This window comes from Sphingomicrobium astaxanthinifaciens (assembly GCF_022865105.1).
In the GTDB taxonomy this organism is placed as follows: domain Bacteria; phylum Pseudomonadota; class Alphaproteobacteria; order Sphingomonadales; family Sphingomonadaceae; genus Sphingomicrobium; species Sphingomicrobium astaxanthinifaciens.
The window spans coordinates 23,228-40,459 of record NZ_JAKNYM010000002.1; the positions used below are offsets into that span (position 1 = coordinate 23,228).

A 17,232-nucleotide genomic window follows, 5' to 3' on the forward strand; every position below is an offset into this window, starting at 1 on the left:
CTCCTCCTCAGTCGGTCAGGTGATGCGTGTTATACCCCCGGCGCCTGAGGTATCTCTTCTGCACCTGAGACAAAGAAATGATGCTGTTGACTCTCATTCAAATAATTAGCGAATGCGATTCGGGAATCCGCGAGAGATTTATAGTAAGTTCGAAATGCCGATGAGATTTGATTTGCCCGGGCTCTGGTTGGCGGCACCGGGATCTCGATTTCCAGATAGCGAGCGCCAACATCCTCACGGTTTGTTTGCATGAAGATTATCCGACGCCATTGGTTACGCACAACTTTCAAAGAAAGTGCCCAAAGAAGATAGAATGGATCGAAATCTGCCTCTGGCCCTGGCCGAAGGACAATGACCTCTTTCGTCATCACCACTCTCTCCTGTCCCGGCAAGAGAATGCAAAAATCGCCGATGTTCTTGGACGTCCGCTCTGGGCAAACTAAATCAAATGCCTCCAAACCAGAGTGACTGCCTTTCCAAAACTTCTGAGCAACTGAAAGAGGTATCCGGTTGGTTGGGTTAATGTTCACCAGTCCGGCACGCAGGTCAGATACCTTGATATATGGCACATCGCCAATCCGTTCGTCCGCTGAAGGGGAACCATGCCCATTCCGGACGGTAAGCATTCCACGCTCAATGAGTGACCCAATCGTATCGGTCTTAAAACCGTCAAACTGAGGGTCCTTCATGGCCTCGCGAAACTGCTCCTGATAGCGCTGATCGTAATAGACTGGAACGGCACAATGGAGATCTATTTTCGAATTAGGAATAAAGTTCAGCGTCTCGGTCTTTTCGCCACCTGCCAACGCAAGCGCATCGCGCTTTAGTTTGTCATCTATCGCGTCAACAGCAGCGCCGGTTTCAGGATCGACCTCTTGGACACGCTTCCCAGTGTGGGGATCGATGATCGGCAGAAGGCGTCCGCCTTTGGTTAGCCCGCATGTCGATGCAGTCGAAACCATGATCGCTTCATCTGAGAACCAGCTTGGCTTGTGGATGCTCACTTGATTTTTCCTTTCCCGACCAAAGCTTTGCTGCTCTTCTTTGGAATTGAAGAGGAATCGAAGTCCGCTTCTACGTGTCCGATTTTCTCGAAAATATAGAAATTCGTTTTCGCGCGACAGAATTCTTCGAATGCCTCCATAGGAATGTTTAGCATTCCTCTTAACGCCAGCCGATCTTTGAGCCAGAATGGCAGCCATCGATAAGAGTGACTAAAGAAGTAGGTTTCTGGAAGAACTATTCCGATTCTACCCCCAACACGCAATAGTCTATAGCATTGTTCAAGATATACTAATCCTATCTCTAAGTCAGCGAAGTCTTTGGGGCCCTTCATTGCAGCATATGTAGAGATAGAGTATCCAGCAGCGCGGCAGTCAGCAGCTTTAACCTTGAGGCTGGATCCAAAAGGTGGGTTAGTGATAGCAACCGTGAATTGCTCGAGCCCATGTTTCTCTGAGGTCGAACCTAATTCTTGGCTCAACTTAGGGTATTTCGTTGGCCATTGATTGGTTCGAACGGCATCGCCGAGAAGAACGTGCGTGGAGCCATCTCTCATCGCCACCATCGTAGCTTTTGTTAGTTTGACACCAATGTCGTCCTTATCCACGCCATAGAGGTTGTCGTTAGCCCATTTAACAAGGTGATAGGCTTCGTCCTCGTTGGGGAACTCCCGCTGAGCAACCTGCCTTAGAGCCTCGACTACAAAGGCACCAGAACCGCACGCTGGATCAATGACCTTGTCTGAGGAGGTCACTTCCATCGCCATAACCGCCGGCCGAACGACTCTGAGCGGCGTTAGATATTGCCCCTCACCGCTCTTCAGAGCCGACGTTCGGAAGATTTGGAATGCCTTGGCGAGCAAATCAACGTCATCGCCAAGAATACGATACGGGCTTAATTCGGCTACAACGGCAAAGATGGTCTCATCGCTCAGGAATAGCTCTTCTCTATCCGAGGCATTAAAGATTCGCGTCCTCTGCTTGTGATAATACTCCCTGTAATCTTCCCTTACTCTAGCCGCAGTGAGTGCAACTTTGGTCATTGCGTCGCCAAGGATCCTGAAGCGCACAGCCTTGTCTCGGTTTGCTGAGCGGCTCGCCACAGCATCGCTGTCTAGCTTAACCAGTAGTATATGCAGCAATTCACGGAGCTGATCTTCACGCCTAACTACGTGTGGATCTGAAACCACCACAGTTGCGACCAGTCGCTTAAGAGCTCCTGAGAGCTCGGCTTCGGTAGGTAAACGCATCGTATCCCACGAGGGCGGGACATCTGGCGGCTGCGTCATGTCATCGCTAGGATGAGGAAGTGCCGCGTTCTCAACAAATACCCAGTCCGACTGATGACGCTTGTAGACCGCTAAAGTCTGGCTGCCGTTAGTCCAAAAACCCATCTTGGCCATCGGCTCGTTGCTTAGGTAGCGGATCAACTGAGACCGTCCCGCATCGATGTCAGGAGCTTTGAATTCAAAGACTACCTGTAGGGCAAACCATTCCCCACTCTCGTCGGCAAACGCGACTAAATCGGCGGACCCGCAGGTGGCGTATTTCTGTCCACGCTCGCGCTTCGTCAGGTCATGTGGCGTGTCAGGCACTTGCCACTCAGGCTTCCAGCGGAGCTGCGCCTCTTTCCATCCGAGCTCTTGCAAATCTTTGATAACTCGCTGTCTGACAGCTTCTTCAGGTTTAACAGGTTTTAGGATGGTCATTTTGTCTCTCGATGCTTGAGATCAGTGGATACCTCAAATTTTCTAAAAAACCGACGATGAGGGGATCTGGTGGAGACAAAATTTCTGATCTTTCCACAAATTTGAGAGCATGCATTCCCTGCCACATTGTTCGACCATAGATTTGTTCATCTTCATTGAGCGAGCGCGGCTCAGTTGGGTAACCAACAAGGCTCTTCGTCCGATACGGAAATGCCGACTGACCGAATTTGATGTGCGCCGTCAATGAGCGAGGCGACCACGGTATTCGCATGATGGATAACGGGTTATTCTGAGCGCCACAAATTACGATGATATTCCAAGTGCTTCTGGTTCAATTGGTGCCTAGGGATCGTGCGAAGTTTACCGTCGATTCCGTCGATTCCGTCGATCAGATAGGCCTCGTCAATCGTGAAGCCGCCAGCGTCAAAAAGCACATGATGATTGGGGCATAGGCAAAGCAGATTGTCTTCAGTATCCGGTCCATTGTGTGGCTTGCCAAGCGGGCGGATATGGGCACCTTCCGCGTATAAACCACCGATGCATTCCAGGGTAATACCGCATACCTGGCAACAATAGCCGTGCCATCCTTTGACACGACGGCTCATGGCTGTGTCACGAACGATCCGCTGAACCGTCACTGCCGAACGGGTGACAACCTTGGATGAGGTTATCCTGTCAGGCAACTCATCTGGAGCTAGAGCTTCCAATCTGAAGCGGCAGATCTGAAAACCGTCTCGGCCTTCTTCACGCCAATAACGGCCAACTCGGTATGTTCCATCGTAGCGGAAGCCAGAATGGGGAGCGAACTCATTATGCCTTCCACCGCGGATGACGCGAACGGGCAGTCCACGCAGGTGGCTGGTTACAAGCGCTTTGTTTTGTTTAACGAAATGCTGATCCGCAACCTGCCGACCGGTGTTCGGATCCCGGCCGCCGGAACCCGTATAAATAACGAACTCGCCAAAATCTTCGTCATCTGGATACCCGCCAGATAGAACGATTGATTCTGCGCCTTCGGCCGCCCTGCCTACGATGCCTGCCTGGAGAGCGCGATGGACACCAGCATCATACAGTGAACGTCGACTCTCAAATTCAGTGCCTACCGCGACTTGGTCCAAATGCCCTATCAAGACTTGCTCCTCGTGGCTTTCGCGCGCTTCCGGATCCGTTTGGCGATAGGGATGTCGGCGGGCGCCAGATTCAACTCCATAAGCTCTTCTGGGGCTTTCCAAGCGAACTGGTCATGCACTGTGAGGATGAAGTTGGTGCCGTGAATTGCGACCTCAATTCCAATTAGTGAGACTGCTCCGCCAGGGTAATTGTATTCTGAGACGGTTAAGACCTCTCCGGCGGTCGAAGTTACGCCCAATTCTTCTTGAAGCTCGCGCTCAATGCACGTTTTGACGTCTTCCCCTGGTTCAAGTTTGCCGCCAGGAAACTCCCAATATCCGGCCAATTTCTGTCCAGGCGCCCGCCGTGTGACAAGGACTTTTCCTTCTCTAAACGCGATAGCTGCTGCGACGCTTTTCAACTACTTCCCCCGAACGCACCTGCCAGTTCAGTGAGCCGAGAACTCGAACTCAGGCGAGTATCGTATAGGTGCCATCGCAAGGAAGCCACCACTTGTTCTGGCGCTCGTCTCATCTGGCGCCGAGCGCCTTCGGATTGTTAAGGCAATTTGCCTAATTGCCGCGAAGATGCCTGACAGAGGCAATCTTCTGTCGGTTTTGTCAGCGGCGCTATGATACGCTCCGTGTAAAATCAGTCGAGCGAGAGAAAGCAGATCAGGGCGCATCAGGCTCTTGATTTTTCCGCTGTCACAAATTTCCGGCGGAACTGGGCCAATCTATACGCAGTCGCAATCGTTTGGCTAATCATGGACGACTCATGAGGTGCGACCTTAGGCAGTCATCCTCTCCTCAATTCGCCATCGATCGCTGACAATCGGGCCACTTTGTGGGAACGACCGTGGGAACGCCGCAAATGAGGATCGCACTTTTATAGTATTTTCAGGGACTTGCCTGGGCGGGCTGGCGGAGACGGAGGGATTCGAACCCTCGATACAGGGATTACCCGTATGACGCTTTAGCAAAGCGTTGGTTTCAGCCACTCACCCACGTCTCCGCACGCCCAGCAAGCCGGGGGCTGAAGGCAGGCCTCTAGCGAGCTTCGCGGCCGAGTTCAACCGCCCTTTGCCCCCGCGCCGCGATGGGGGGAGCCTTTTTTGCGAGCGAACCGTTGGCGCCCTGACGAGACGGGCCACGAGGCCCCCGACCACGACCAAGAGGACGAGATGGCCGACGACGCCCCCGCCCGCGACCGCGACCGCGCGGTCGATGCACCGACCGGCAATGCGCTGCTCGACATGATGCCGCGCCGGTGGCGCACGCTGTTCCACGAGCGCGGCGAGACCGTCGACCTGTCCAGCGGGGCGCTGCTGTTCGTTAGCGGTCGCGACATCGATCGTTCCTACTTCCCGCTGCAACCGATGATGGTCTCGCTGCTCGTCGAGGTCGACGACCGGCGCCGTGTCGAGGTGGCGACCATCGGGCGCGAGGGCGCGATCGGGGGCATCGTCAGCTGCGGCGACCTGCCCGCCTATACCCGCGCCGAGGTGCAGGTCGCGGGGCGCCTTCTCGCGGTGCCGATGACCACGGTCGAGGAGGCCAAGCGCGACGATCTGGTGGTGCGCGACCTGTTCTGCCGCTACGCCGACGCGCTGCTCGCGCAGATCATGCAGTCGGTCGCCTGCAACACCTTCCACCCAATCGAGGCGCGCGCGGCGCGCTGGCTGCTGACCGCGCAGGATCGCGCCGGCGACCAGCTCGCGCTCACGCAGGGCGCGCTCGCCGCGCTGCTCGGGGTCCAGCGCACCAGCGTCAACGCGGTCGCGCGCCAGCTGCAGGACGAAGGGCTGATCCATTACCGCCGCGGCATCGTCACCGTCACCGACCGCGCCGAACTCGAGCACCGCGCGTGCGAATGCTATGCCGCGGTGCGTCGCCATTTCGACCGCGTGCTCGGCGATGAGCAGGCGTCGTGGATCGAGGCCTGCCGCGACTAACTAGCTCAGGCGAGCCGCCAGCGCATGCGCCCGCCCGCGCGATAGGGCACGATCGGCTCGCCGCCGCCCTCGAGGCTTGCGGGCACTGCCGTCTCGACCCGCTCGAGCGTGATCCGCTCCTCGTTGGCCGGCAGGCGGTAGAACCGCGGGCCGTCGAGGCTGGCAAAGGCCTCGAGGCGATCGAGCGCGCCTTCCTCCTCGAACACCTCGGCATAGGCCTCGAGCGCGAACGGCGCGTTGAAGATCCCCGCGCAGCCGCAGGCGCTTTCCTTGGCGCTTTTGGCGTGCGGCGCGCTGTCGGTGCCGAGGAAGAACTTGCCCGAGCCTCCCGTCGCCGCCTTGCGCACCGCGAGCCGATGCTCCTCGCGCTTGGCCACGGGCAGGCAATAGGCGTGCGGGTTGATCCCGCCCTTGAAGATGGCGTTGCGGTTGATCTGGAGGTGCTGCGGGGTGATCGTCGCGGCGATCCGCTCGCTGCCCCCGGCCACGAACTCGGCGGCATCCTTCGTCGTGATATGTTCGAACACGAAGCGGAGCGCTCGGTGGCGCTTAAGCAGCGGGATCGCCACCTCGTCGATGAAGCGCGCCTCGCGGTCGAAGATGTCGACCTCGTCGTGGGTCACCTCGCCATGCGCGAGCAGCGGCATGCCGATCTCTTCCATCCGCGCCACCACCGCGTCGATCTTGCGGATGTCGGTAACCCCGCTCGAGCTGTTGGTCGTCGCCCCCGCGGGGTAGAGCTTTGCCGCGACCCAGGTCCCGTCGGCAAAGCCCGCGGCGATCTCGTCGGGATCGGTGTCGTCGGTGAGATAGGCGGTCATCAGCGGGGTGAAGTCCATGCCTTCGGGCAGCGCGGCGAGGATCCGCTCGCGATAGGCCGCCGCCGCCTTGGCGGTGGTCACCGGGGGGCTGAGGTTGGGCATCACGATGGCGCGCGCGAACTGGCGCGCGGTGTAGGGCAGCACGGCGGCCATCATCGCGCCGTCGCGCAGGTGCAGGTGCCAGTCGTCGGGGCGGCGGATGGTGAGGCGCGTCGTCATGGCGCTTGCCTTAGGGGCCGGGGCTTCCTAGCTCAAGCGCCATGCCCGCCACCCAGCTTGCCGATCGCACCCTCCTGCGCCTCTCGGGCGACGACCCGCGCGGCTTCCTCGACAGCCTCGTCACCAACCGCATCGCCGACCCGGGCCCGACCTGGGCCGGGCTCCTCACCCCGCAGGGCAAGGCGCTGTTCGACTTCTTCCTGTGGGTCGACGGCGACGACATGCTGGTCGATGTCGAGGCCGAGGCGGCCGCGGACCTTGCCAAGCGGCTCACCATGTACCGCCTGCGCCGCAAGATCGACATCGCCCCCGACGACCGCCTTGCGGTCCACTGGTCGCCCGCGGGCGAGGAGGGCCACCCCGACCCGCGCCAGCCCGCCATGGGCCGCCGCTGGCTCGGCCCCGCGAGCGAACCCGCACGCGGCTATGACGCGCACCGGCTGCGTCTCAACATCTGCGAAGGCCGCGCCGAACTCGGCGACCTCCTCTGGCTCGAGGCCAATGCCGCCGAGTTGAACGGTGTCGCCTTCGACAAGGGCTGCTTCGTCGGGCAGGAGAATACCGCACGGATGAACTGGCGCGCCAAGATCAACCGCCGCCTGTTCGTGGTCGAGGGCGAGCATGAAAAGGCGCGCGCCCATTATCCCGACCTCGGGCTCTCGGTCGTCCATGCGCGCAAGGACGATGTGCCCGACCGCGCGCTGATGCCCGACTGGCTCGCCGAGGCGCTCGCCCGGTGATCGCCGCGCTGCTCGCCCTCCAGCCCGCCATCGTCGTCACCGGCGAGCCGCTCGCCCCCGACGCCCCCGTCGCCGCGATCGTCCTCGACCAAGACGATGCCGCCACCCTCGCCAGCGGGCGCAGCGAGGAGCTGCTCACCCGCGCCCCCAACCTCTCGACCTTCCGCCGCGCCGATGCGCGCTCGGTCCACCCCACCAGCCAGGGGCTGATCCTGCGCGGGCTCGGCGGCAATGCGGCGAGCCGGGTGGCGCTGACCATCGACGGGGTGCCGCAGGCCGATCCCTTCGGCGGCTGGACCAACTTCGCCGCGATCGACCCCGTCGCGCTGCGCCGCCTCGCCATCCGCTACGGCGCCGACAGCGAGCCCGGCGCGGTCGCGGGCAGCATCGCCATCGACACCCTCGCGCAAAGCCCGCGCACCCTCCGCGCCGCCTGGGGCGGGGGCGACAGCTGGGACCTGTCTAATGCCGGCCATCTGAAGATCGGCGAGGGCTTCCTCCAGACCATGTCGAGCTTTCGCGAGGACGATCGGCTGATCCCCATCCTCCCCGCCGACCGCGGCGCCGCCGACCGCCGCGCGCAGGCCGAGCAGCGCGCCGGCCGCTGGCGCTTCGTCCACCCCCTCGTCGGGATCGAGGCGCAGGCGGGCCTCGCCTTTTTCGCCGACGAGCGCGACCGCGGGTTCGATGGCAGCGACAGCAAGGCGACCGGGCGCGACCTGTCGCTGCGGCTGGTCGAACGCGACGGGCCGCTTCCCTTCGAACTGACCGGCTGGTGGCAGGACCGCGACTTTCGCACCCGCTTCGCCGCATTGGACGACGCGCGCGCCACCACCCGCGTCGTGCTCGACCAATATGACGTCCCCGCGACCGGGCTCGGGGTCGAGGGCCAGGTCGCGCTGGGCGCGCTCTCGCTCGGCGCCGGATGGCGGCGCAGCGAGGCGAGCGTGGCCGAACGCTTCTTTTTCGTCGACGCCTCCCCGACGCGCGAACGCCGCGCCGGCGGCGCCGCGCGCATCGTCGGCCTGCATGCCGGCTATGCCGACACCGCTGGTGACGTCGATCTCGACCTGTCGGGGCGGCTCGACTGGTGGCGGCTAGGCGAGGGGTTCCGCACCGTCTTCGCGCTCGCCGACGAGACGCGCCTCGAGGACAGCCTCTTCGCCCCGCGCGACGGCGCAGCCTGGTCGGCGCGCGCCAGCCTCGCGCATGAAATCGGCAACACCACCCTCTTCGCCACCGCGCATCGCGGCTGGCGGCTCCCCACCTTGAACGAGCTCTACCGCCCCTTCCGCGTCGGTGCCGATGCGACCGCGGCCAACGAAGCGCTCGATCCCGAGACCAGCCACGGGCTCGACCTCGGTGCACGCTGGGCCAGCGGCGCGTTCGACCTCGGCGCCACGCTCTTCTGGCAGCGGCTCGACGAGGCGGTCACCAACGTCCCGCTCGCCACCGGTCCCGGGCAATTCCCCGGCGTCGGTTTCGTCTCGGGCGCGGGCGTGTATGCGCAGCGCCGCAACGTCGACGCGATCACCAGCCGTGGCATCGAAATCGACGCGGGCTGGTCGAGTGGCGAGGTTGACATGCGGCTGCTCTACGGCTTCGCCGACGCGCGGCTCGACGCTTCGGGCGATGCCGCCGCCTTCGACGGCAACCGCCCGGTTCAAGCGCCGCGCCATTCGGGCAGCCTGACGGGCGGCTGGGGCCGCGACGGGCACCGCCTCCAGCTCACCGCCCGCCTCGACGGCGCGCGCTTCGACGATCTCGCCAACGAAGAAAGGCTGGATGCCGCGCTCAGCCTCGATGCCCATGCACGCATCGCCGCGCACGCCAAGCTCGCCTTCGAGCTACGCGCCGAAAATCTCACCGATGCGGAAGTGCTGACCGGCTTCGCCAGCGACGGCGCCCGCGAACGGGCGCGCGGTCGAAGCTTTTGGTTGGGAGTCGTCTTCACCCCCTAGGGGTTGGCGACCGGCAGCCCGGCATCCTTCCAGGCATTGAAGCCGCCGTCCATGTGGGCGACCGTTTCGCCGCGATGCTCGGCCAGCATGGTCGCCGCCTCGAGCGAGCGGCGGCCCGAACGGCAGTAGAGCACCACCAGCTCTCCATCCAAGGCGGCGGGATCGAACTGGCCAAGCGGCATCAATCGCGCCCCCGGCACATGCCCCTCGGCCCATTCCTCGGGCGTACGCACGTCGATGAAGGTCGGCGCTTCGGGCGCCGCGCGCATCGCCGCCGCTTCGGCTGCCGACAGCGCCACCACCGACGCCGCGGCCTGCGCCTCGGCCGGCGACGGCGACGCCTCGCGCGTCCCCTGCCCCTCCCCGCACGCGGCGAGGATGAGGCAGGGAAGGGCGAGGCGCCAGTTCGCCATGCTAGGCGGCCAGCTTGCGCAGCACATAGTGCAGGATGCCCGAATTCTTGAAATATTCGAGCTCGTTATAGGTGTCGATCCGGCACCGGGCGGCAAATTCGACGGTCTCGCCATTGGCGCGGGTCGCGGTGACCTTGACATCCTGCCGCGGCTCGAGCCCGGCCAGCCCGAGGATCGAGAAGGTCTCGCTCCCGTCGAAGCCGAAATGCGCGGGGCCCTCGCCGTCCATGAACTGCAGGGGCAGCACGCCCATGCCGACGAGGTTCGAACGGTGGATGCGCTCGAAGCTCTCGGCGATGACCGCGCGCACGCCCTGGAGGACGGTCCCCTTGGCGGCCCAGTCGCGGCTCGAGCCGGTGCCATATTCCTTCCCCGCGAGCACGATCAGCGGGGTGCCTTCCTGCATGTAGGCCATCGCCGCATCGTACATCGGCTTGACCTCGCCCGAGGGGCCCTTGGTGTAGCCGCCTTCGACATCGTCGAGCATCTGGTTCTTGATGCGGATGTTGGCGAAGGTGCCGCGCATCATCACCTCGTGGTTGCCGCGGCGTGCGCCATAGCTGTTGAATTCGGCGCGTTCGACACCGTGCTTGCGCAGATATTCGCCCGCCGGGCTGTCGAGCTTGATCGCGCCCGCGGGTGAGATGTGGTCGGTGGTGATCGAGTCGCCGAAGATGGCGAGCGGACGCGCGCCCACGATGTCATCGAGCGCGCCCGGCTGCATCCCCATGCCCTGGAAGTAGGGCGGGTTCTGGATGTAGGTCGATTCGACCGGCCAGTCGTAGGTGTCGCCGCCCGACACCTCGATCGCCTGCCAGCGCTCGTCGCCCTTGAAGACGTCGGCATAGCGCTCGCGGAACATCGCGGCGTTGACATGCGCATCGACCAGCGCGCGCACTTCCTCGTTCGAGGGCCAGATGTCCTTCAAGTAGACGTCGTTCCCGTCCTTGTCGGTGCCGATCACGCAGGTGGTGATGTCCTCGCGCGTGTTGCCGAGGAGGGCATAGGCGACGACCAGCGGCGGGCTGGCGAGATAGTTGGCGCGCACGTCGGGCGACACGCGCCCCTCGAAGTTGCGGTTGCCCGAAAGCACCGAGCAGGCGACGAGGTCGTTCTCGTTGATCGCCTTCGACACCGGCGCGGGCAGCGGCCCCGAATTGCCGATGCAGGTGGTGCAGCCATAGCCGACGAGGTCGAAACCGATGGCGTCGAGATCGTCCTGCAGCCCCGCCTTCTCGAGATAGTCGGTGACGACCTGGCTGCCCGGCGCGAGGCTGGTCTTGACCCACGGCTTGCGGGTCAGGCCGAGCGCGCGCGCCTTCTGCGCGACGAGGCCCGCGGCGATCATCACGTCGGGGTTGGAGGTGTTGGTGCAGCTGGTGATCGCGGCGATCACGACGTCGCCGTCGGTGATACCATAATCCTCGCCCTCGACCGGGACGTCGGCGCCCTTGCCGCCATCATATTGGGTGTCGAGCAGCTTCTTGAATTCGCTCGCCATGTCGCTGAGCAGGACACGGTCCTGCGGGCGCTTGGGGCCGGCGAGGCTGGGTTCGACGGTCGCCATGTCGAGCTCGAGCGTGTCGGTGAAGACGGGGTCGGGCGAATCGGCATCGCGCCACATGCCCTGCGCCTGCGCATAGGCCTTGATCAGCCCGATCTGGTCGCCGCGGCCCGACAGCTCCATATAGTCCATCGTGCGCTGGTCGATCGGGAAGAAGCCGCAGGTGGCGCCATATTCGGGTGCCATGTTGGCGATCGTCGCGCGGTCGGCGAGCGACAGATTGTCGAGCCCGGGGCCGTAGAATTCGACGAAGCGCCCGACCACGCCCTTGTCGCGCAGCATCTGGACGATGACGAGCACGAGGTCGGTTGCGGTGACTCCCTCGGCGAGCTGGCCGTCGAGGCGGAAGCCGACGACTTCGGGGACCAGCATCGAGATCGGCTGGCCGAGCATCGCCGCCTCGGCCTCGATCCCGCCGACGCCCCAGCCGAGCACGCCGAGGCCGTTGACCATCGTGGTGTGGCTGTCGGTGCCGACCAGCGTGTCGGGATAGGCGACCGTCTCGCCGTTGGCGTCCTGCGACGACCACACGGTGCGGGCGATATATTCGAGGTTGACCTGGTGGCAGATGCCGGTGCCCGGGGGCACCACCTTGAAATTGTCGAACGCCTGGCTGCCCCATTTGAGGAACTCGTAGCGCTCCTTGTTGCGCTCATATTCGCGCGCGACATTCTGCTCGAACGCCATCGGCGTGCCGAACTCGTCGACCATCACCGAATGGTCGATGACGAGGTGGACGGGGACCTGCGGGTTGATCTTCTGCGGGTCGCCGCCCAGCGCCTTGATGCCGTCGCGCATCGCGGCGAGGTCGACCACCGCGGGCACGCCGGTGAAGTCCTGCATCAGCACGCGCGCGGGGCGATACTGGATCTCGCGGTTGATGCGGCGTTCCTTCTGCCAGTCGGCGATCGCCTGCACGTCCTCGACCGTGACCGTCGTGCCGTCCTCGAAGCGCAGCATGTTCTCGAGCAGGACCTTCATCGAGAAGGGCAGGCGCGAGACGTCGCCGACACGCGCGGCCGCTTTCTCGAGGCTGTAATAATGGAAGGTCTGCCCATCGACGGTGAGGGTCGAGCGGGTGTTCAGGCTGTCCTGGCCGATGGCGGTCATGGAGGCTCCTCTTGGGGTTCGAATCCGGTGCGCGCGCGTGGGCGTGCGCGAAATGCTCGCGCGCCCTAGCACCATGCATCGCAAGAGGCAAAGCGCCGCGGCCGCCTCGCCCCCCGGCGCGCGCCGGCGCGAGGCGGGGGTTCGACCAACGGTCCCCGGCGCGCGACAAGGATCGAGTCGCGCCCTGTCGGCGCCCGCGCCGCTGTTGTATAAGCGCCCCATGGTTCCAAAGGACGGCGACTATTTCGCGGTGCAAGCCGCGCTCGCGCGGCAGCGCGCCAGTGCCAAGGCGGGCGGCCGCGACAGCCGCGTCGCCGGGCATCTCGCGCTCGCCTATGCCGCGCTGGCCCGCGCCAAGAGCGAACGGGCGAGCGCGCCGCGCGGCGACGAGGCCGGCCCTATGGGCTAGTCGATCCGCTCGAGCAGGGCTTCCTGCTCGGCCAGCTTCTCGGCCGAAAAGCGCGCCACCGGGCGCAGCGTCGCCGACCCCCCGCGCACCGCATAATCCTCGTGGAAACGGCGCATCAGCGGCACCATCTGCTGCTGCTGCTCGAGATAGGCGGCGTCGAAATCGCGCGCGCTCTTCAGCGCCGCGAGCAGCGCGCGGTGCTGCGCAGTCATCTCATTGTCGGGCAGCGCGTTGACCCGCCGCCCGGCATAAGAAAGCTGCCCGCCGATCCCCTCGCCATTGGCGACCTGCAGCGCCGCGAGCGCGCGGACCTCGGGATCGCGGCTGCGTGCCTGCGCCAGCCGCCCCGCCTCGATCGCATAGAGCGCGGCCGAGGCGGCGACGTCCACGAACCGCGTCGCGGTCAGCACCGCCGCGCCCGCGCCGGCGGCACCGGCGGGCACCGCCGGCGCGGCCCCGCGACCCGAGGCGCAACCCGCCACCAGCAGCGCGCCCACGCCCACCATCAGCCATCTGTTCATCGCCCTCGCCTCCTCGCCGCGGCGCGGACCGCTCGGCCCGCGCCTGGTTCACGCGCCCGCATCCTACCGCGAGCGGCGGCGACGACAAGGGACGAGGCGCTAGTCGAGCCGCGCGAGCGCCAGCTGCTGCGCCGCCATCTTGCGCGCGCTGAACTGGGCGACCGGGCGCAGCGTCGCCGAGCCGCCGCGCACCGCATAATCCTCGTGGAAGGCGCGCATCGTCGGCACCAGCTGCTGCTGCTGGGCGAGGTACAGCGCATCGAAATTGCGCGCGCGCTTGAGCGCGTCGAGCATGCGCTGGTGTTCGGGCGTCAGCACGTTGTCGGGCAACGCGTTGACCCGGCGCCCCGCCCACGACAGCTGCCCGCCGATCCCGAACCCGCCGTCCTTCTGGAGCTTCGCGAGCGAGCGCAGCCGGGGGTTGCGGGCGCGGCGCTCGGCCAGCTTGGCCGCCTCGACCGCGTAGAGCGCCGCCGAGGCGGCGACGTCGACGAAGCGGTGCGGCGAGGGTGCCGCGCGCTTGGCCGCCGCGCTGGCGGCGGCGGCGGGCGCCACCGGACCGGCCCCGACCATGGCGCCGAGCGACGCGACGAGCAACAGGCTCCCGGAGAGCCCGAGAAACTTTCGATTAACCACGATTTCCCCACCCCGATGTTAACCGCGGCGGTTCGTTCCGCCCCGGCGTGCGTTCCATTCTGACACAGTGGCGGAGCGGGGAGCGGGGCTCAACGGGGGCGTGCGCGGCTCGTCGCAGCCACGGTTCGGCCGGGCGTTAAACGCCCCGGGCGCGCCGGGTTAAGCGCGCCCTAACGCGCCCTAACGCGGACGGGCGCGGGTGGGCGACGGGGGTCGGGACGGGCGACGGGCGCCGCCCGCCAAGGGCTCCTAGCGCCCGATCATCGTCTCGGGACGCACCACCTTGTCGAAGGTCTCGGCATCGACCAGCCCGAGCTCGAGCCCCGCCTCCTTGAGCGTCTGCCCGGTCTTGTGCGCATGCTTGGCGATCGCGGCGGCATCGTCATAGCCGATCACCGGCGCCAGCGCGGTGACGAGCATGAGTGAACGGTCGACCAGCTCCTTGATCCGCTCTTCATTGGCCTCGATCCCGTCGACGCAGCGTTCGGCGAAGCTCACCATCCCGGTCGCGAGCAGGTCGATCGACCGCAGCACGTTGGCGCCGATCAGCGGCATGAAGACGTTGAGTTCGAAATGCCCCTGCGCGCCGCCGATGGTGACCGCGGTCTGGTTGCCCATGACCTGCGCGGCGACCATCGTGAGCATCTCGTTCTGGGTCGGGTTGACCTTGCCCGGCATGATCGAGGAGCCCGGCTCGTTGGCGGGCAGCGAGAGTTCGCCCAGCCCCGAGCGCGGCCCCGAGCCGAGGAAGCGGATGTCGTTGGCGATCTTGTTGAGCGCCACCGCGAGGCTGTTGAGCGCGCCGTGGAAGAAGACCAGCCCGTCCTTGGCGGCGAGCTCGGCGAACTTGTTGGGCGCGCTCTCGAAGCGGGTGCCCGCGATGTCGCTGATCGCGCTCGCCATGTCCTCGGCCCAGTTGGCGGGCGCGTTGAGCCCGGTGCCGACCGCGGTGCCGCCGATCGCCAGCTTCCTGAGGTTGCCGTCCATCGCCCCCGCGATCCGCGCCTTGGCGGCGACGAGCTGCGCGACATAGCCCGAGAATTCCTGCCCCAGCGTGAGCGGGGTGGCGTCCTGCGTATGCGTGCGCCCGATCTTGACGATATGGTCGAAGTCGCGCGCCTTGCGCTCGAGCGCCGCGGTGAGACGGTCGAGCGCGGGCAGCAGCTCCTGCTCGGTCGCCAGCACCGCCGAGACGTGCAGCGCGGTGGGGAAGCTGTCGTTCGAGCTTTGCGACTTGTTGACATGGTCGTTGGGATGCACCGGCGCCTTGCCCCCGCGCTGGCCCGACAACGCCTCGTTGGCGATCCCCGCGATCACCTCGTTGACGTTCATGTTGGTCTGGGTACCCGACCCCGTCTGCCAGATGGTCAGCGGGAATTCGCTGTCCCGCTCGCCCTTGATGATCGACTGCGCGGCCGCCTCCATCGCGTCGGCGAGTTTCTCGTCGAGCCCGTGCCGGCGATTGACCCGCGCCGCCGCCTGTTTGACGATCGCCTGCGCCTTGACGATGCCGATCGGCATGCGCTCGCGCTCGGCGAAGGGGAAGTTCTGCAGGCTGCGCTGCGTCTGCGCGCCCCAATAGGCCTCGGCCGGGACGTCGATCTCGCCGATGCTGTCGCTTTCGATACGGGTGTTGCTCATGCTGCTCTCCGATTGACTTTTGCGCGCCCGCTACCCCAAGGCGGGCCATGGAGTCGAGACCGCAACCTCAGCCCGCGGGGCTCGTCGGCTGGCGCGAATGGGTTGCGCTGCCGGGGCTCGGCGTGCCCGCGATCAAGGCCAAGATCGACACCGGGGCGAAAACCAGCGCGATCCACGCCTGGGACGTGCGCCATTTCACCCGCGACGGGGTCGAGCATGTCCGCTTCAAGCTGCACCCCGAACAGAAGAACGACGCCCACGAGATCGCCTGCGAATGCCCGCTGCTCGATACCCGCGTCGTCACCTCGTCCAACGGGATGAGGCAGCGGCGGTTCGTCATCGTCACCGACCTGGCCATGGGCGAGCAGACCTACCCGATCGAACTGACGCTCACCAACCGCGATACGATGGGGTTTCGGCTGCTGATCGGGCGGCAGGCACTCAACGGGCGCTGGGTCGTTGACCCGGCAAGGTCGTATCTGACCCGTGACAAACCGAAGAAGAAGGTGACCCGATGAAGATCGCGCTGATGTGCCGCAACGCCAAGCTCTATTCGCACCAGCGGCTCGTCGAGGCGGCGAGGGAACGGGGGCACGAGATCGACATCATCGATCACCTGCGCTGCTACATCAACATCACCTCCAACCGCCCCACCATCCGCTACAAGGGCGAGGACCTGCCCAAATATGACGCGGTCATCCCGCGCATCGGCGCGAGCGTGACTTTCTACGGCACCGCGGTGCTGCGCCAGTTCGAGATGATGGGGGTGTTCCCCTTGAACGAGAGCGTGGCGATCAGCCGCTCGCGCGACAAGCTGCGCTCGATGCAACTGCTCGCGCGCAAGGGGGTCGGGCTGCCCGTCACCGTCTTCGCGCACCAGACCAGCCGCGCCGAGGAAATCATCGAGATGGCGGGGGGCGCCCCCGTCGTCGTCAAGCTGCTCGAGGGGACGCAGGGGATCGGCGTCGTGCTCGGCGAGACGCAGAAGGCGGCCGAATCGATCATCCAGGCCTTCGCCGGGGTCGGCACCAACATCCTCACCCAGCAGTTCATCAAGGAAGCGGGCGGCTCGGACATCCGCTGCTTCGTCATCGGCGAGAAGGTCGTGGCGGCGATGAAGCGCACCGGCAAGGAAGGCGATTTTCGCTCCAACCTCCACCGCGGCGGCACCGCCGAGCCGGTCAAGATCACCGCGATCGAGCGCAAGACGGCGACGCTGGCGGCCAAGACGATGGGGCTGCGCGTGTGCGGGGTCGACCTGCTGCGCGGCAGCCAGGGCCCGGTGGTGATGGAGGTCAATTCGTCGCCCGGGCTCGAGGGGCTCGAGAAATCGACCGAGATCGACGTCGCGGGCAAGATCATCGAATATCTGGAGAAGACCTACAAGGAAGGTCGGACCGGCACGCGCGGCCGCGGCTAGGCC

The 17,232-nt window shown here is 64.8% G+C and carries 16 protein-coding genes and 1 tRNA gene; 6 read left to right on the top strand and 11 right to left on the bottom strand.

Annotated elements, in window-relative coordinates; genetic code table 11:
* Positions 1-29 precede the first annotated feature (29 nt).
* The 5 genes from L8951_RS03870 to L8951_RS03885 all read right to left on the bottom strand — a co-directional run bounded on the left by L8951_RS03870 (position 30) and on the right by L8951_RS03885 (position 4,834).
* Positions 30-1,004, bottom strand: a complete 975-nt coding sequence (locus L8951_RS03870) for a restriction endonuclease subunit S domain-containing protein (protein ID WP_244381703.1) — start codon at positions 1,002-1,004, stop codon at positions 30-32.
* The gene (locus tag L8951_RS03875; RefSeq protein WP_244381704.1) at positions 1,001-2,710 is read right to left on the bottom strand and encodes a type I restriction-modification system subunit M; all 1,710 of its coding nucleotides are present in this window, start codon (positions 2,708-2,710) and stop codon (positions 1,001-1,003) included. Before L8951_RS03875 ends, L8951_RS03870 begins: the two co-directional genes overlap by 4 nt.
* Positions 2,711-2,994: 284 nt before the next feature.
* A complete protein-coding gene (locus L8951_RS03880) occupies positions 2,995-3,942 on the bottom strand; it encodes a YDG/SRA domain-containing protein (protein WP_244381705.1) in 948 nt (315 codons plus the stop codon).
* On the bottom strand, positions 3,837-4,241 hold the full coding sequence (locus L8951_RS11710) for a (deoxy)nucleoside triphosphate pyrophosphohydrolase (RefSeq protein ID WP_407696374.1): 405 nt from the start codon (positions 4,239-4,241) through the stop codon (positions 3,837-3,839). The genes L8951_RS03880 and L8951_RS11710 overlap by 106 nt, the downstream gene beginning before the upstream one ends.
* A 500-nt stretch (positions 4,242-4,741) precedes the next feature.
* Positions 4,742-4,834: transfer RNA gene (locus tag L8951_RS03885), tRNA-Ser, on the bottom strand.
* Between the two features lie 169 nt (positions 4,835-5,003).
* On the opposite strand from L8951_RS03885, the gene L8951_RS03890 reads away from it, so the two are divergent.
* Positions 5,004-5,774: a Crp/Fnr family transcriptional regulator gene (locus L8951_RS03890; protein WP_244381706.1), complete on the top strand. Its 771-nt coding sequence runs from the start codon at positions 5,004-5,006 to the stop codon at positions 5,772-5,774.
* A 5-nt stretch (positions 5,775-5,779) separates the two neighbouring features.
* Here the strand turns inward: L8951_RS03890 and pyrC are convergent, their stop codons facing one another.
* Positions 5,780-6,814 (bottom strand): dihydroorotase, encoded by a 1,035-nt coding sequence (gene pyrC / locus L8951_RS03895; protein WP_244381707.1) that lies wholly within the window; start codon positions 6,812-6,814, stop codon positions 5,780-5,782.
* Between the two features lie 41 nt (positions 6,815-6,855).
* Between pyrC and ygfZ the strand changes: the two genes are divergently transcribed.
* Both ygfZ and L8951_RS03905 read left to right on the top strand, forming a co-directional pair.
* The gene (gene ygfZ / locus L8951_RS03900; protein ID WP_244381708.1) at positions 6,856-7,554 is read left to right on the top strand and encodes a CAF17-like 4Fe-4S cluster assembly/insertion protein YgfZ; all 699 of its coding nucleotides are present in this window, start codon (positions 6,856-6,858) and stop codon (positions 7,552-7,554) included.
* Positions 7,551-9,515: a TonB-dependent receptor gene (locus L8951_RS03905; RefSeq protein ID WP_244381709.1), complete on the top strand. Its 1,965-nt coding sequence runs from the start codon at positions 7,551-7,553 to the stop codon at positions 9,513-9,515. The genes ygfZ and L8951_RS03905 overlap by 4 nt, the downstream gene beginning before the upstream one ends.
* Here L8951_RS03905 and L8951_RS03910 read toward each other — a convergent pair.
* Both L8951_RS03910 and acnA read right to left on the bottom strand, forming a co-directional pair.
* On the bottom strand, positions 9,512-9,928 hold the full coding sequence (locus L8951_RS03910) for a rhodanese-like domain-containing protein (protein ID WP_244381710.1): 417 nt from the start codon (positions 9,926-9,928) through the stop codon (positions 9,512-9,514). The two genes, L8951_RS03905 and L8951_RS03910, sit on opposite strands and share 4 nt — an antisense overlap.
* A gap of 1 nt (position 9,929) precedes the next feature.
* The gene (gene acnA, locus L8951_RS03915; RefSeq protein WP_244381711.1) at positions 9,930-12,602 is read right to left on the bottom strand and encodes an aconitate hydratase AcnA; all 2,673 of its coding nucleotides are present in this window, start codon (positions 12,600-12,602) and stop codon (positions 9,930-9,932) included.
* Positions 12,603-12,822: 220 nt separating this feature from the next.
* On the opposite strand from acnA, the gene L8951_RS03920 reads away from it, so the two are divergent.
* Entirely contained in the window at positions 12,823-13,011 is a 189-nt protein-coding gene (locus L8951_RS03920) for a hypothetical protein (RefSeq protein WP_244381712.1), read from the top strand.
* Here L8951_RS03920 and L8951_RS03925 read toward each other — a convergent pair.
* The 3 genes from L8951_RS03925 to fumC form a co-directional block, all read right to left on the bottom strand.
* Complete coding sequence (locus L8951_RS03925) at positions 13,008-13,532, bottom strand: DUF4142 domain-containing protein (protein WP_244381713.1); 525 nt, start codon at positions 13,530-13,532, stop codon at positions 13,008-13,010. The genes L8951_RS03920 and L8951_RS03925 overlap by 4 nt on opposite strands.
* 99 nt (positions 13,533-13,631) lie before the next feature.
* Positions 13,632-14,168 (bottom strand): DUF4142 domain-containing protein, encoded by a 537-nt coding sequence (locus L8951_RS03930; protein ID WP_244381714.1) that lies wholly within the window; start codon positions 14,166-14,168, stop codon positions 13,632-13,634.
* Between the two features lie 249 nt (positions 14,169-14,417).
* Positions 14,418-15,809: a class II fumarate hydratase gene (fumC, locus tag L8951_RS03935; RefSeq protein WP_244381715.1), complete on the bottom strand. Its 1,392-nt coding sequence runs from the start codon at positions 15,807-15,809 to the stop codon at positions 14,418-14,420.
* Between the two features lie 47 nt (positions 15,810-15,856).
* On the opposite strand from fumC, the gene L8951_RS03940 reads away from it, so the two are divergent.
* Both L8951_RS03940 and rimK read left to right on the top strand, forming a co-directional pair.
* The gene (locus L8951_RS03940) at positions 15,857-16,327 is read left to right on the top strand and encodes an ATP-dependent zinc protease family protein (protein ID WP_244381716.1); all 471 of its coding nucleotides are present in this window, start codon (positions 15,857-15,859) and stop codon (positions 16,325-16,327) included.
* Positions 16,324-17,229 (top strand): 30S ribosomal protein S6--L-glutamate ligase, encoded by a 906-nt coding sequence (rimK, locus tag L8951_RS03945; RefSeq protein WP_244381717.1) that lies wholly within the window; start codon positions 16,324-16,326, stop codon positions 17,227-17,229. The genes L8951_RS03940 and rimK overlap by 4 nt, the downstream gene beginning before the upstream one ends.
* The last annotated feature ends 3 nt before the right edge of the window (positions 17,230-17,232 follow it).

Bases quoted from the DNA above. Each gene is read 5' to 3' on its own strand.
- L8951_RS03920 (WP_244381712.1), top strand. From the start codon at position 12,823: ATGGTTCCAAAGGACGGCGACTATTTCGCGGTGCAAGCCGCGCTCGCG.
- L8951_RS03875 (WP_244381704.1), bottom strand. From the start codon at position 2,710: ATGACCATCCTAAAACCTGTTAAACCTGAAGAAGCTGTCAGACAGCGA.
- L8951_RS03925 (WP_244381713.1), bottom strand. From the start codon at position 13,532: ATGAACAGATGGCTGATGGTGGGCGTGGGCGCGCTGCTGGTGGCGGGT.
- L8951_RS03940 (WP_244381716.1), top strand. From the start codon at position 15,857: ATGGAGTCGAGACCGCAACCTCAGCCCGCGGGGCTCGTCGGCTGGCGC.
- L8951_RS03890 (WP_244381706.1), top strand. From the start codon at position 5,004: ATGGCCGACGACGCCCCCGCCCGCGACCGCGACCGCGCGGTCGATGCA.
- ygfZ (WP_244381708.1), top strand. From the start codon at position 6,856: ATGCCCGCCACCCAGCTTGCCGATCGCACCCTCCTGCGCCTCTCGGGC.
- acnA (WP_244381711.1), bottom strand. From the start codon at position 12,602: ATGACCGCCATCGGCCAGGACAGCCTGAACACCCGCTCGACCCTCACC.
- fumC (WP_244381715.1), bottom strand. From the start codon at position 15,809: ATGAGCAACACCCGTATCGAAAGCGACAGCATCGGCGAGATCGACGTC.
- rimK (WP_244381717.1), top strand. From the start codon at position 16,324: ATGAAGATCGCGCTGATGTGCCGCAACGCCAAGCTCTATTCGCACCAG.
- pyrC (WP_244381707.1), bottom strand. From the start codon at position 6,814: ATGACGACGCGCCTCACCATCCGCCGCCCCGACGACTGGCACCTGCAC.
- L8951_RS03910 (WP_244381710.1), bottom strand. From the start codon at position 9,928: ATGGCGAACTGGCGCCTCGCCCTTCCCTGCCTCATCCTCGCCGCGTGC.